This is a genomic window from Methylobacterium sp. WL6, from assembly GCF_008040095.1.
Lineage (GTDB): Bacteria > Pseudomonadota > Alphaproteobacteria > Rhizobiales > Beijerinckiaceae > Methylobacterium.
On sequence record NZ_VRVH01000125.1, the window covers coordinates 1 to 12,800 of the forward strand.

Below are 12,800 nucleotides of genomic sequence, written 5' to 3' on the forward strand. Positions count from 1 at the left end.
TCGCGGGCCGACGTGGCGGTGGCGATCACCGGGATCGCCGGCCCCGGCGGCGGCAGCCCGGGCAAGCCCGTCGGCCTCGTGCATTTCGGTCTGGCGACCGGCGGCGGCGTCCGCCACCTGGAGCGGCGCTACGGCGATCTCGGCCGTGCCGAGATCCGACGTCGCGCCGTCGTCGATGCGTTGGACCTGTTGGAGGCGGCGCTCGTTTCCTGATCGGGGCGCTCGGTTCTCCTGATCGGAGCGGTCCTGCGGCGAACGCCGCCGAACCGGAGGCGCGGTTCCATGGACAGCCTGTCGGCACAAATCTGCATCGTCGGCGGTGGACCGGCGGGGATGATGGCGGGCCTGCTGTTCGCCCGCGCGGGCGTCTCGGTCGTGGTGCTCGAGAAGCACAACGACTTCCTGAGCGATTTCCGCGGCGACACCATCCATCCCTCGACCCTGGCCGTGATGGACGATCTCGGCCTCGGCGACGCCTTCCGCGCCCTGCCGCAGCGCCGGGTCGAGACGTTATCGGCGGTGATGGGCGGCCGGACGTTCCGCGTCGCCGATTTCCGCCGGCTCGCGACGCGGAACCGCTTCATCGCGCTGATGCCGCAATGGGATTTCCTCGACTTCCTCGGCCGCGAGGCGAGGAAGCTGCCCGGCTTCCGGCTGCTGATGGCGACCGAGGGGCAGTCGCTGATCGAGACGGATGGCCGGATCGCCGGGGTTCGTGCCGCCGGCCCCGACGGTGCGATCGCGATCGCCGCCGACCTCGTCCTATGCGCCGACGGCCGGCATTCCGCGATGCGACGTCGGGCCGGCTTCGTGCCGCGCGACTTCGCGGCGCCGATCGACGTGCTGTGGTTCCGCCTGTCGCGCCGCCCCGGAGACCCCGAGGCCGCGGCCGGTCGCTTCGGGGCGGGCCGCATCCTGATCACGATCGATCGCGGCGATTACTGGCAATGCGCCGCAATCGTGCCGAAGGGCGGCGACGAGGCGATCCGCACGCGCGGCCTCGCGGCGTTCCGCGCCGGCATCGCCGACCTCGCGCCGTTCCTGGCCGACCGCACCGGCGAGATCGGGACCTTCGAGGCGGTGAGGACGCTGACGGTGACCGTGGACCGGCTGGAGCGCTGGCACCGTCCGGGGCTGCTCTGCATCGGCGACGCGGCGCATGCGATGTCGCCGGTCGGCGGCGTCGGCATCAACCTCGCGATCCAGGATGCGGTCGCCGCCGCCAACCTGCTCGCCGGGCCGTTGCGGGCCGGACGCCTCGCCGAGGCCGACCTCGCGCGGGTCCAGGCCCGCCGGAGCCTTCCGATGCGGCTGACGCAACGGGTCCAGCGCCTGATCCAGGATCGGATCATCGCCCCGGTGCTCGACCACGGGGACGCGCGCCTCAGCCCGCCGCTCGCGCTCCGGCTGCTCGACCGCCTGCCGTGGCTTCAGCGCATCCCGGCCCGGATCGTCGGCCTCGGCTTCCGCCCGGAGCATCCGCGGTGAGGCGCACGATCCAGCGCGTCCTCTTCGTCTGCGGTCGCGCCCGGCTCCGCAGCCCGACGGCCGAGCAGGCCTTCTCTCGGGTATGCCCAACCGGATGCCGCCGGCGCGGCGGGCCTCAGGCCCTACCGTAGACCCGGTCCGCCCGGCTCTCGAACGCGTCGGTGAACTTGCGAAAGGCGCGGTCGAACATCTTGCCCATCAGCAGGCCGAGGGCGAAGCTCTTGAACTCGTAGGTGATGAAGAAGTCGACGTCGCAGCCGCCGTCGCGGCCGGGCTTGAACGCCCAGCGGTTCTCGAGATGCCGGAACGGGCCGTCGATGTACTCGGCCGTGATCTTGAGGTTCGGGCGGTCGAGGCCGACCCGGGTGGTGAAGCGCTCGCGGATCGCCTTGTAGCCGACGCCCATCTCGGCCACGAGCACCTCGGTCCCCTCCCCGGTGCCGGGCTGGCGGCGCAGCACGCGCAGCGATTCGCACAGCGGCAGGAACTCGGGATAGTGCTCCACGTCGGCGACGAGGTCGTACATCTGCTGGGGCGAGTGACGCACCCAGCGGGTGATCCGGAAGGATGGCATGACGACTCAGGCTGAGAGGGTGTCGGGGGCGAGCCGCGCGTTGCGGGCGGCCTGGAGCCGCGAAAAATCCTCGCCGGCATGGTGCGACGAGCGGGTCAGCGGCGTCGCCGAGACCAGCAGGAAGCCCTTGGCGTAGGCGGTGGTCTCGAACGCCTTGAACTCGTCCGGCGGCACGAAGCGGACGACCTCGTGGTGCTTCTTGGTCGGCTGCAGGTACTGGCCGATGGTGAGGAAGTCGACGTCGGCCGAGCGCAGGTCGTCCATCAGCTGCACGACCTCGTTCCGCTCCTCGCCGAGGCCGACCATGATGCCGGACTTGGTGAAGATCGTGGGGTCGAGCTCCTTGACCCGCTGCAGCAGGCGCACCGAGTGGAAGTAGCGGGCGCCGGGGCGGACCGTGAGGTAGTTGCCGGGCACCGTCTCGAGGTTGTGGTTGAACACGTCGGGCTTGGCGGCCACGACCGCCTCGAGCGCGCCGTCCTTGCGCAAGAAGTCCGGCGTCAGGATCTCGATGGTGGTGCCGGGGCTGAGCCGCCGGATCGCCGCGATGGTGCGGGCGAAATGCTCGGCACCGCCGTCGGCGAGGTCGTCGCGGTCCACGGAGGTGATGACGACGTGGTGCAGGCCGAGCTTGGCCACCGAGTCCGCGATCTTGTCGGGCTCGTGCTGATCCAGGGCGTTGGGCAGGCCGGTGCGCACGTTGCAGAAGGCGCAGGCCCGCGTGCAGGTGTCGCCCATGATCATGAAGGTGGCGTGGCGCTTCTCCCAGCACTCGCCGATGTTGGGGCACCCGGCCTCCTCGCAGACCGTGACGAGGCCGTGCTCGCGCACGATCGCCCGGGTCTCGGCCCAGGCCGGGGAGCCCGGCGCCTTCACGCGGATCCAGTCGGGCTTGCGCAGCTGCACCGGCTGGTCCGGCCGGTGCGCCTTCTCCGGGTGGCGGATGCGGGCCGGAAGCGGTGGCCGCGGATCGTTCTTCAGGAGATCGAGGACGGTCGCCATGACACACCGCGTGCGAGGCACCCGCGGTGCGGGTATCGGGGAGCACCTGCGACTTAAGACGTCCGGCCCCGCGCCGCAAACCGGCGCGACCGCAGGTCGCCCACGATCCCGAGACAGGGCACGCGGATTCGTCATGGCCGGCGGGCCCGCGCGATCCGCCGCAACGCCCGCCCGGAACCCGGCGTGACGGATCCGGTTCCTTGGGGTCAACGGCCGCCGCACGGCCCTCACCGGAAGGAAGATCGCTTGACCCGGATCCTGCGCCGCGCACTCGCCGCACCCGTGATGCTCGCGCTCGTGTTCCCGGCGCTCGCCGGCGTCGGCCCGGAGGACAAGCCGGCGCAGAGCGACGGCATGGTGGTGCAGGGCACCGGCCCGGGCACCAGCGCGGGCGGCAGCCCGTCCGATGTCGGGATCAAGCGCGCCGGATCGAAGGCGGATGCCGAGGGCCGCAACAAGCTCAGCCCCGCCGGCTTCCTCACTACCGACGTGATCGGGATCAAGGTCTCGGACAATGCCGGCAACGCGCTCGGCACGGTGGTCGACCTCGTGATGGAGGACGGGCGCACCCTGACGGCCGTGGTGCTCGACATCGGCGGGTTCCTCGGCGTCGGCACGCGCTACGTCGCGGTGCAGCCGGCCGCGCTGATCCTGTCCCCGGGCGGCGAGCGCTACGCCGCCACGCTCGACATGAGCAAGGAGCAGCTCGGGGCCGCGCCGGACTTCAAGTACAGCAAGTACAAGCCGCAGAACTGACGCGGCATCAGCGTGTGGCAGGCGGCGATGCGTCGTCGGCCACGCCGATCCCGGCCGCGCTAGGGCAGGGAAATCCGCATTCAAGAATGTCGCTTACGGTCAAGCTTGGCTATGGCGATGTCCACGGGATTTGCGGTGGGAACGGTGATGGTCGAGGCCTTGCGGAAGGCGATCCGGTTGCGGGCGACGCGGCGCTCGCGCGACCTGCGGATCGGAACCAGCGGCTGCGCCCGCACGCCGCCGGTCGGCACCGCCGACCGCGGCACGGCCACGGCGCACCGCCTCACCGCCCGCGAGCTGATCGCGATGGCGCAGGCCGCGCGTCGGGCGCGCGGCAGGGAAGAGCCGGAGGGCTGAGCGGGAGGGCTGAGCCGCCTCAGCCGCCGCCCGGACGCGCGCCGAGGCCCGCCACCTGGCAGATGTCGCGGGCGGGTTCGGCCAGCACCGTCTGCGCGGCCGCGACCTCGGTCTGCGCCGGGCCGGCCGGGGCGATGGTCGCTGCCGGCGGGATCGCCTCGGCGTAGGCCATCGCGGTCGAGGCGGGCGGCGGGGTCTGGGCCTGGCTCCCGGCCTTGCGCTTCTCGTAGAAGGCGTTGCCGCCGGCCACCGCCACGTAGTGCATGTTGTCGTACGGGTATTTCCGGCCGGCGGTGTGGAAGTACATCGCCCGGCCGACCTTGGGATGGCGCTCGCCGGCAAGGATTGCGTCGGCGGCGTCGGCGACCTTCTGCAGGTCCTTCTCGGCCATCGGCTTGGTCAACACGCCGGTCGCGAACTGCCGCGGCTGGCCGACCACCGAGCAGATGCCGCCGTTCGGGAAGGCGGCGTTCTCCAGGCGGTTCATCACCACGGTCCCGACCGCGAGCAGGCCTTCGGAATCGCTGCGGTTCGATTCGAAGTACATCGCACGGCCGAGGCAATCGCGCTCGGTATCCGACACCACCATCGGCTTGCCGCGCGTCGAGCCGGTGCTGAGAGCGGTGTTCGCGCTGGTGTTGCAGGCGCCGAGACTTGGTCCGAGCAGGAGGACCGACAGGGCCGGCACCGTCAATCTCGTCCCGATACCCTGCATGCCGCCCGGCCTCCCAGCCCATTGCCTCGCCGATGCGATGCGTTCCGGCCAAGCTCGGCCCGAAAGGTGCGGATTTTGTGGCATCATGGTGAACCGACGGTTGCGTCAGCGCGTCGTCGCCTGCGCTTTCAGCATCGCCGCCGCGGTCTCGCGGAATGCGGCGGTCGGCACGGCGACGGACGGAGCCCGCCCCTCCTCCCGGCTGCCCGCCACCAGCACGCCGATCACCACGGGGCCGCCCGCCTCGACCTGCAAAAGCGCCGAGCCCGATTCGCCGGGTACCGCCCGGCAATCGTGCAGCAGCAGGGGCGCCGGGCCGGGGTCCCGCCACGCGCTGCAACCGCCCTGCGCGGTCATCAGCTGGGGCTTGAGCCGGCTGTAGCCCGCCCGCCGGATCTCGCGGCGGATCGCGGCCGGGTCGGCTTCGGCACCGGGATCCTCCAGCGTCAGCGGCGTGCCGGGGATCGGGTCGGCGAGCTCGATCAGGGCCCAGTCGCCCTGCATGTTCGGCCGCGCGGTGCCGTAGGCGAAGGCATAGTCGTCCGGCTTGCGGTAGGCGGCGGCCAAGCTGTGCGCGCGATACGCGCCCTGGCGGTACCCGGCCACGAAGTGGACGACGCCCGGGTTGACCCAGCGCTTGCGCGGCTCGTCCCACAGGCAGTGCGCGGCGGTGAGCGCGAGCCGCGGACCGATCAAGGTCGCGGTGCAGGATTGGAGGCGGTTGGTGCCGAGCACCACGTTGAGCTTGCCGATCGCGCTGTAGGGCCATGCCTCGGCATCGAAGGCCATGTCCTCCGCACGCGCCGCGCCGGCCCACAGGCATGCGCCGACGAGGACCAGGGCGCGCACCTTCCTCAGCCCGCGACGTGCCGGGCGAACGATGCGAGGTCGATGTTGCCGCCGCTGATCACCACGCCGACGCGCCTGCCCCGCACGTCGAGGCGGCCGTGCATCACCGCCGCCGCCGCGAGGCAGCCGGTCGGCTCGACCACGAGCTTCATCCGCTCGGCGAAGAAGCGCATCGTGGCGACGAGCTCGGCGTCCGTCACCGTCACGATGTCGGCGACCCGCTCCCGGATGATCGGGAAGGTCAGCGATCCGAGGAACGTCGTCTGCGCGCCGTCGGCGATGGTGCGCGGCACCGGGATCGTGACGATCCGCCCCTCGCGGAGCGAGCGTTGCCCGTCGTTGCCGGCCTCCGGCTCGACGCCGATCACGGCGCAGCCGGGCGAGCGCTCGGCGGCGACGAGGGCGCAGCCCGACAGCATGCCGCCGCCGCCGAGGCAGACGACGAGCATGTCGAGCGGCCCGGTCTCGGCGATCAGCTCGAGGGCGAGCGTTCCCTGGCCGGCGATCACGTCCGGATGGTCGTAGGGTGGGATCAGGGTGAGGCCGCGCGCCTCCGCGAGTTCGCGGCCGAGGGCGACGCGGTCCTGGGTGTAGCGGTCGTAGCGCACCACCTCGGCGCCGTAGCCTTGCGTCGCCGCGACCTTCATCGCCGGCGCGTCCTGCGGCATCACGATGGTGGCCGGCACGTTCAGCAGCCGGCTCGCGAGGGCGATCGCCTGGGCGTGGTTGCCCGAGGAGTAGGCGATGACGCCGCGCGCCCGCGCGTCGCCGGCGAGCGCCGCGATCGCGTTGTAGGCGCCGCGGAACTTGAAGGCGCCGGCGCGCTGCAGGTTCTCCGCCTTGAAGAACAGGCTCGCCCCGGCGCGTTCGTCGGCGGTGCGCGACGTGAGCACCGGGGTGCGGTGGGCCACGCCGGCGATGCGATCGGCGGCGCGCGCCACGTCGGCGAAGGTCGGCTGGCCTGGGGTCGCATCGGTCATCGAGGGCTCGCTCGGCGCCCGCGCCGCTCGCGCCCGGAGCGCGACCCTTCGGCGAGGGACCCACGCACCGTCCTATACGCGTCCCCGGGCGCCGCCGGCACCCTCGGCGTGCGAACGGAGCCAATTGCCCGCTCGGTTCTTATCCTCGGACACGATCATCATCCGGCAGGGCCGGTCCCGTCCGATCGGCGGGGCAGGCCGCCGGACGAACGACGGATTCACGGAACGACATGCGGACATCGGCAAAACTCGGGCTCGCGGCGCTGGCCGTGGTCCTCCTCGGCGGCGCGGCCTTCGTGCGCTTCGCGGTCTATCCCGAGAGCGCGTCGCTCCCGCTCGCCGACGGCCAGGGGGCGAGCCCGACGCTGCCCGCCCCGAACGCGACGCCGCTGCCCACCGTCAACATCGCGCCCGCCACCGGCTGGGCGAAGGGCGCCAAGCCCGCGCCGGCCGCCGGCCTCTCGGTCGCAGCCTTCGCCGAGGGGCTCGACCATCCGCGCTGGCTCTACACCCTCCCGAACGGCGACGTGCTCGTCGCCGAGAGCAACACCCCGCCCTCCGACGGCACGTTTCCCGGCGTGAAGGCCTGGATCGCGGGCAAGATCATGGATCGGGCCGGCGCCGGCGTGAAGAGCCCGGACCGGATCGTGCTGCTCCGCGACGGCGACGGGGACGGGGTCGCCGAGGTGAAGACGGTCTATCTGAAGGGCCTGACCTCGCCGTTCGGCATGGCGCTGGTCGGCAGCGACCTCTACGTCGCCAACGCCGACGCGCTGGTCCGGGTGCCCTACGAGGCCGGCGGGACCGAGAACGGCGCGACGCCCGAGAAGGTCGTCGACCTGCCGGCCGGGATCAACCACCATTGGACCAAGAACGTGGTCGCGAGCCCCGACGGCGCCAAGCTGTTCATCACCGTCGGCTCGAACAGCAACGTGGCCGAGAACGGGCTCGAGGCCGAGAAGGGCCGCGCCGCGATCTGGGAATACACGATCGCGACAAAGACCTTCCGCGAATACGCCACCGGCCTGCGCAACCCGAACGGGTTGGGCTTCGAGCCCGAGACCGGCGCGCTCTGGGCCGCGGTCAACGAGCGCGACGAGATCGGCAGCGACCTCGTGCCGGACTACGTCACCGCGGTGAAGGAGGGCGGGTTCTACGGCTGGCCCTACAGCTATTACGGCCCGCACGTCGACGAGCGCGTCACCCCGCAGCGCCCGGACCTCGTCGCCAAGGCGATCGTGCCGGACTACGCCCTCGGTCCCCACACGGCCTCGCTCGGCATCGCGTTCTCGCGGGGCGCGAACCTGCCCCCGGCCTGGACCAGCGGCCTGTTCGTCGCCCAGCACGGCTCGTGGAACCGTCGTCCGAAGAGCGGCTACAAGGTGATCTACGTGCCGTTCGCCGACGGCCGGCCCGCGGGCAAGCCGGTGGACGTGCTGGCCGGCTTCCTCGACGCCGACGAGAAGGCGCAGGGGCGCCCCGTGGACGTGGCCTTCGACAAGACCGGGGCGCTGCTCGTCTCGGACGACGTCGGCAACGCGGTCTGGCGGGTGACGGGGGCGGCCGCCTCGCAGTGAGGCGGACGCCTCAGATCCCCGCGTACCAGCTGAAGCCGAGTTCGGAGACCATGCTGCCGCGGCCCTGGCCGAGGCCGTCCACGCGATCGACGGCCTCGATCGAGGCGAGGTACTTCAGCGACTTGTAGCCGAGCTGCCGCTCGACCCGGAGCCGCACCGGCGCGCCGTGCGCGATCGGCAGCGCGCCGCCGTTCATGCTGTAGGCGAGGATCGTCTGCGGGTGCAGCGCGTCGAACAGGTCGTAGGTGTCCCACCAGCCGTCGACGGTGCGGATCACGATGAAGCGCGCTTCCGGCTTCAGGCCGGCGACGGCCAGGACGTGGGCCAGCGGAACCCCGGTCCATCCGCCGATCGCCGACCAGCCCTGCTCGCAGGAATGTAGCGTGATCTGGGTGCGGGCGGGCATCGCCTTCAGGTCGGCGAGCGAGAATGCGGCCGGGTTCGCCACCAGCCCGCGCACCGGCAGGCGCCAGTCCGAGAAGCCGATCTCCTTCGAGCGGCGGTAGGCAACGTCGTCGGGGTCGGTGGTGTTGATCGTCGGGAAGACCGCCGAGATCGCGTCCGGGGAGAACTCGCGCACCAGCGGCTGATGGCGCAGCAGGAAGTGCTGCACGGTGAAGCTCAGGCGCTCGCTGATCCCGTAGAGGCCGCCGCGGCTCGGGCCGCCCTCCCCGATCCTCTCGCAGCCGGCGAGCAGCCCGGTGCCGCCGAGAGCCGAGGCGCCGAGGATCAGCTTGCGCCGGGAGATGCCGCTCATCGCTTCGCCTCGCGCTCGTGCCGCCGCGCGGGTTCCGCGGCCGGCGCCCGGCGCCCGATGGTCATCCCGCGCATCAGCGCCGCCGGGCCGTTGGCCAGGACCTGCCAGACATGCACGGCGAGGAACGCCACCAGCAGGGACGCGCACAGGAAGTGCAGGGTCCGGGCCGACTGCCGTCCGCCGAACAGGTCGAACAGCTCGGGGATCGCCGTCGTGACCCCGGGCGACATCGTCAGGCCGGTGAGCAGCATCAGCGGCGACAGCACCAGGACGACCGCCAGGTAGGCGAGCTTCTGCAGCACGTTGTAGCGGGTCTGCGTCGGCCCCGGGCCGCGCAGGTGCAGGTGCTCGCGCACCGTGCCGGCGATGTGCGCCGGGCGGACCTGATCCGCATCCGGCAGCAGCCGGCGGGACAGGTGGCGCGTCGCGAGGCTCCAGGCGAGATAGAGCAGCCCGTTGAGGACGAAGATCCAGGCGGCGAGGAAGTGGATGTTGCGGCCCCAGCCGGTCTGCTCGAGGTTCACCGGCAGCGGCAGGGCGATCCATGCCGGGGCATCGAGCGCGCCCGTCTCGCCCCAGAACAGCCGCGGCAGCGCCAGCAGGATCGCCGTGCCGCTGACCGCGAGCACGACGAACGCGGCGGCGTTGATCCAGTGCGTCGCCCGCACCCAGGCGGGATGGCGGATCCGGCCGTCCTCGCGTCCCGTCATCGTGCGCCGATCGGATGGTCCTGCATCATAGCGCAGGATCGCACGGCCCCTCGATCGATCCAATGTGAAAGTCCGCCGCGGCCCCGGCGGCGCGAGACCCGTGCCGCCCGGGCGTATACGATGGCGGCCCGCTGTCCCCAGCACCTTGCGTCGACGCGGGAACCGTTGCGGTCATCCTCGGCTTCCGGGATGGTCGGTGAATCAGCAATGTTGCATCCGTTCATCCTGCACACAGACAGGATATGCGATGTGCGACCACGGCCTCCGTCGCTGGAAAACGAGCTTCCGTGAAGATCGCTCTCATCGCCCACCTGAAGTTCCCCATCGCGCAGCCGTATCCGGGCGGTCTGGAGATGCACACGCATCTCCTCGCCGGCGCCCTGATGCGACGCGGGCACGACGTGACGTTGTTCGCCTCGGAGGGATCGGATCCGACACTTGCGCCGGTCTGCGTCTGCCCGCCGACCGGTGACGGGCTCGGCGATCCACTGCGTCATGCGTCCATCGATCGCGCCGAGAACGCGGCCTATGCGCGGATCATGGAGATGGTGCGGGCCGGCGACTTCGACATCGTGCACAACAACAGTCTTCACGACCTGCCGCTGCGCCGAAGCCGGGACCTCGCGGTGCCGATGGTGACGGCGCTTCACACGCCCCCGTTCGACTCGCTTGAGGCGGGCGTGCGCGCCGCTCCCGCCGGCATGCCGTTCGCCGCCGTCTCGAACCACACGGCCGACGCGTGGCGCGAGATCGTCGCCGAGCCGGTCGTCATCGGCAACGGCGTCGAGCTCACGGTCTTCGTCTACCGCCCGGCGCCGGACCCGGTGCCCTACGTGTTCTGGTCCGGCCGGATCGTGCCGGAGAAGGGGCTGCACCTGGCGATCGACGCCGCGCGCGCCGCCGGCCTCCCGCTGCACTTCGCCGGCCCGCGGCCCAATCCCGCCTACTGGGCGGAGTGGATCGCCCCGCGCCTCGGGGACGACCTCGTCGATCTCGGCCATCTCGGCCATGCCGAGCTCGCGCGTCACCTCGGCGGGGCGCGGGCGGCCCTGGTCACCCCGCGCTGGGAGGAGCCGTTCGGGCTGGTGGTCGCCGAGGCGCTGGCCTGCGGCACGCCGGTCGCCGGCTTCCGCCGCGGCGCGCTCCCCGACATCCTCGACGCCACCTGCGGCGCGCTGGCGGCGCCCGACGACGTCGCGAGCCTGTCGGACGCGATCGTCCGCGCCGTCGCCCTCGACCGCCGCGCCTGCCGGCAGCGTGCCGAGGACCTGTTCGACGCCGACGCGATGACCGCCGGCTACGAGGCGCTCTACGACGCGGCGCTCGCCGCGCACGACCTCTCGCTGCTGCCGGTGCCGCGCCTGCGCCGCGTCGCCGGCGCGCAGGCCTGACCATGCGCCCGTCCGAACAGGCGGTCGTCTGCGTGCCCGCCCGCGACGAGGTGCGCTGCCTGCCGCGCCTCCTCCGCTCGCTGGCCGCTCAGGACGGCCTCTCGGCCGGGACGCCCCTGCGCGTCCTGATCGTGGCCAACAACTGCACCGACGGCACGGTCGCCGCCGTGCGCGCGATGGAGGCGGCGGGCGAGGCGCCCGCGCTCGCGATCCGGGTGATCGAGGCGCATCTCGAGCCGGCGGAGGCCCATGTCGGCACCGCGCGGCGGATGGCGCTCGATGCCGGCGCCGCCTGGCTCGACGCCGACGGGCATCCCGACGGCATCCTGCTCACCACCGACGCCGACGCGCGGGTGCCGCGGACCTGGCTCGCCGCCAACCTCCGGGCGCTGGAGGGCGCCGAGATCGTCGGCGGCCGTCTCGTGATCGACCCGGAACAAGAGAGCGATCCGGCGCTCGCCGACCTGCATGACCGGATCGAGCGCTACTGGGCCGCCGTCCGCCGGATCGAGGACGCGCTCGATGCGCCGCCGCACGATCCCGCCCCCCGTCACGGCGACCATACCGGCGCGAGCCTCGCGCTGCGCGCCGCGCTGTATCGCAGCGTCGGCGGCCTGCCGGCCCTGCCGCGCGGCGAGGACAACGCCCTCGTCGCCCGCGTCCGCGAGGCCGGCGGACGCCTGCGCCACTGTCCCGAGGTGTCGGTGATGGTCTCCGACCGCGCCGCCGGCCGGGCGCAGGGCGGCATGGCCACCGAGATGGTCCGGCGCGCCGTCACCGCCCGCGCCGGCCTCCCCTACCGCCTGCCCGCACCGAGCCACTGGGAAGCCGTGATCGCGCGGCGCGCGGCGCTGCGCAGCGTCTTCCGCGGCACGGCCGGACCCAAGCGCCTTGCCGCCCTCGCGGCGTTCGGCCTCACCGCCGCGGACCTCGCATCCATCAGCCCGGATGCCTGCGTCAACGACATCGCCTTCGTCGAGCGGGCGGGCCCGCTGTGCGAGGCCGCCGACGGACCGGCTCCGGAGATGGAACTCGACGCAGCCCTCGCCGCCTTCGACACGATCCTCCGCCCGAGCGCGGCCGCGTGAAGCGGCCGGTCGGCTACTACGTCCACCATCAGGGCGCCGGCCATTGGCAGCGCGCCTGCGCGATCGCCCGGCACCTCGACCGGCCCTGCACCCTGATCGGCACGCTGGCCGGCCTCGATCGCGACGCGGCGCCGGGCAGCGTCCTCGACCTGCCCGACGACCGCTTGCCCGAGGCCCGTTCGCCCGAGGCCGCTTTCGACGGCCGTGACGGGGCGGCGACGCGCCCCGAGGCCTTTCACTACGCGCCCCTCGGGCTGGCGGGCCTGCGCGACCGCATGGCGGCGATCGCGGCCTGGATCGCGCGGGAGGACCCCGCCCTGATCGTGGTCGACGTCTCGGTCGAGGTCGCGCTGTTCGCGCGCCTGATGTCGGTGCCGGTGCTGATGGTGCGGCTCGCCGGCACCCGGACCGATCCGCCCCATCTCGAGGCCTTCCGCAGCGCCGAGCGCCTGATCGCACCGTTCCCGCGCACCCTCGACGGCGCGTCCGTCCCGGCCTGGGTGCGCGACAGGACCCATTACGCCGGCTTCCTCGGCGCGACCGCCCGCCCCGGCCC

At 72.6% G+C, this 12,800-nt stretch carries 14 protein-coding genes and 1 pseudogene; 8 read left to right on the forward strand and 7 right to left on the reverse strand.

The window, feature by feature from the left end; all coding sequences use genetic code 11:
• Together FV230_RS16320 and FV230_RS16325 are read left to right on the forward strand one after the other, a co-directional pair.
• Window positions 1-213, forward strand: a 213-nt coding sequence (locus tag FV230_RS16320) for a CinA family protein (RefSeq protein ID WP_187275522.1), incomplete at its 5' end; no start/stop codon positions are given.
• Window positions 214-282: 69 nt separating this feature from the next.
• Window positions 283-1,488 (forward strand): FAD-dependent oxidoreductase, encoded by a 1,206-nt coding sequence (locus FV230_RS16325; RefSeq protein WP_147843148.1) that lies wholly within the window; start codon window positions 283-285, stop codon window positions 1,486-1,488.
• 115 nt (window positions 1,489-1,603) lie between these two features.
• Here FV230_RS16325 and FV230_RS16330 read toward each other — a convergent pair whose 3' ends face one another.
• Entirely contained in the window at window positions 1,604-2,062 is a 459-nt protein-coding gene (locus FV230_RS16330) for a type II toxin-antitoxin system RatA family toxin (protein WP_147843149.1), read from the reverse strand.
• A gap of 6 nt (window positions 2,063-2,068) precedes the next feature.
• Window positions 2,069-3,064: a lipoyl synthase gene (gene lipA, locus FV230_RS16335; protein WP_147843150.1), complete on the reverse strand. Its 996-nt coding sequence runs from the start codon at window positions 3,062-3,064 to the stop codon at window positions 2,069-2,071.
• Between the two features lie 246 nt (window positions 3,065-3,310).
• Between lipA and FV230_RS16340 the strand changes: the two genes are divergently transcribed.
• A complete protein-coding gene (locus tag FV230_RS16340) occupies window positions 3,311-3,820 on the forward strand; it encodes a PRC-barrel domain-containing protein (protein ID WP_147728943.1) in 510 nt (169 codons plus the stop codon).
• 117 nt (window positions 3,821-3,937) lie between these two features.
• Entirely contained in the window at window positions 3,938-4,177 is a 240-nt protein-coding gene (locus FV230_RS16345; RefSeq protein WP_147843151.1) for a hypothetical protein, read from the forward strand.
• A gap of 19 nt (window positions 4,178-4,196) precedes the next feature.
• Here the strand turns inward: FV230_RS16345 and FV230_RS16350 are convergent, their stop codons facing one another.
• From FV230_RS16350 to FV230_RS16360, 3 genes are all read right to left on the reverse strand, one after another.
• On the reverse strand, window positions 4,197-4,871 hold the full coding sequence (locus tag FV230_RS16350) for a cell wall hydrolase (RefSeq protein ID WP_246694884.1): 675 nt from the start codon (window positions 4,869-4,871) through the stop codon (window positions 4,197-4,199).
• Window positions 4,872-4,997: 126 nt separating this feature from the next.
• Window positions 4,998-5,741 (reverse strand): trypsin-like serine protease, encoded by a 744-nt coding sequence (locus FV230_RS16355; protein WP_147843153.1) that lies wholly within the window; start codon window positions 5,739-5,741, stop codon window positions 4,998-5,000.
• A 5-nt stretch (window positions 5,742-5,746) separates the two neighbouring features.
• Window positions 5,747-6,721, reverse strand: coding sequence for a threo-3-hydroxy-L-aspartate ammonia-lyase (locus FV230_RS16360; RefSeq protein WP_147843154.1), 975 nt, complete (start codon window positions 6,719-6,721; stop codon window positions 5,747-5,749).
• A gap of 230 nt (window positions 6,722-6,951) precedes the next feature.
• Here FV230_RS16360 and FV230_RS16365 point away from each other — a divergent pair, with 230 nt between their 5' ends.
• Window positions 6,952-8,298, forward strand: coding sequence for a sorbosone dehydrogenase family protein (locus FV230_RS16365; protein WP_147843155.1), 1,347 nt, complete (start codon window positions 6,952-6,954; stop codon window positions 8,296-8,298).
• 10 nt (window positions 8,299-8,308) lie between these two features.
• Here the strand turns inward: FV230_RS16365 and FV230_RS16370 are convergent, their stop codons facing one another.
• A complete protein-coding gene (locus FV230_RS16370; protein ID WP_147843156.1) occupies window positions 8,309-9,055 on the reverse strand; it encodes a molybdopterin-dependent oxidoreductase in 747 nt (248 codons plus the stop codon).
• The gene (locus tag FV230_RS16375; protein ID WP_147843157.1) at window positions 9,052-9,765 is read right to left on the reverse strand and encodes a cytochrome b/b6 domain-containing protein; all 714 of its coding nucleotides are present in this window, start codon (window positions 9,763-9,765) and stop codon (window positions 9,052-9,054) included. The genes FV230_RS16370 and FV230_RS16375 overlap by 4 nt, the downstream gene beginning before the upstream one ends.
• A 287-nt stretch (window positions 9,766-10,052) precedes the next feature.
• On the opposite strand from FV230_RS16375, the gene FV230_RS16380 reads away from it, so the two are divergent.
• The 3 genes and pseudogenes from FV230_RS16380 to FV230_RS16390 form a co-directional block, all read left to right on the forward strand.
• Window positions 10,053-11,156, forward strand: coding sequence for a glycosyltransferase family 4 protein (locus FV230_RS16380; RefSeq protein ID WP_147843158.1), 1,104 nt, complete (start codon window positions 10,053-10,055; stop codon window positions 11,154-11,156).
• Between the two features lie 2 nt (window positions 11,157-11,158).
• A complete protein-coding gene (locus tag FV230_RS16385) occupies window positions 11,159-12,244 on the forward strand; it encodes a glycosyltransferase (protein ID WP_147843159.1) in 1,086 nt (361 codons plus the stop codon).
• Window positions 12,241-12,800: pseudogene (locus tag FV230_RS16390) on the forward strand (glycosyltransferase); the annotation flags it as partial. The gene FV230_RS16385 and the pseudogene FV230_RS16390, both read left to right, overlap by 4 nt.

Bases quoted from the DNA above. Each gene is read 5' to 3' on its own strand.
- FV230_RS16370 (WP_147843156.1), bottom strand. From the start codon at position 9,055: ATGAGCGGCATCTCCCGGCGCAAGCTGATCCTCGGCGCCTCGGCTCTC.
- FV230_RS16325 (WP_147843148.1), top strand. From the start codon at position 283: ATGGACAGCCTGTCGGCACAAATCTGCATCGTCGGCGGTGGACCGGCG.
- FV230_RS16375 (WP_147843157.1), bottom strand. From the start codon at position 9,765: ATGACGGGACGCGAGGACGGCCGGATCCGCCATCCCGCCTGGGTGCGG.
- FV230_RS16385 (WP_147843159.1), top strand. From the start codon at position 11,159: ATGCGCCCGTCCGAACAGGCGGTCGTCTGCGTGCCCGCCCGCGACGAG.
- FV230_RS16365 (WP_147843155.1), top strand. From the start codon at position 6,952: ATGCGGACATCGGCAAAACTCGGGCTCGCGGCGCTGGCCGTGGTCCTC.
- FV230_RS16360 (WP_147843154.1), bottom strand. From the start codon at position 6,721: ATGACCGATGCGACCCCAGGCCAGCCGACCTTCGCCGACGTGGCGCGC.
- FV230_RS16345 (WP_147843151.1), top strand. From the start codon at position 3,938: ATGTCCACGGGATTTGCGGTGGGAACGGTGATGGTCGAGGCCTTGCGG.
- FV230_RS16330 (WP_147843149.1), bottom strand. From the start codon at position 2,062: ATGCCATCCTTCCGGATCACCCGCTGGGTGCGTCACTCGCCCCAGCAG.
- lipA (WP_147843150.1), bottom strand. From the start codon at position 3,064: ATGGCGACCGTCCTCGATCTCCTGAAGAACGATCCGCGGCCACCGCTT.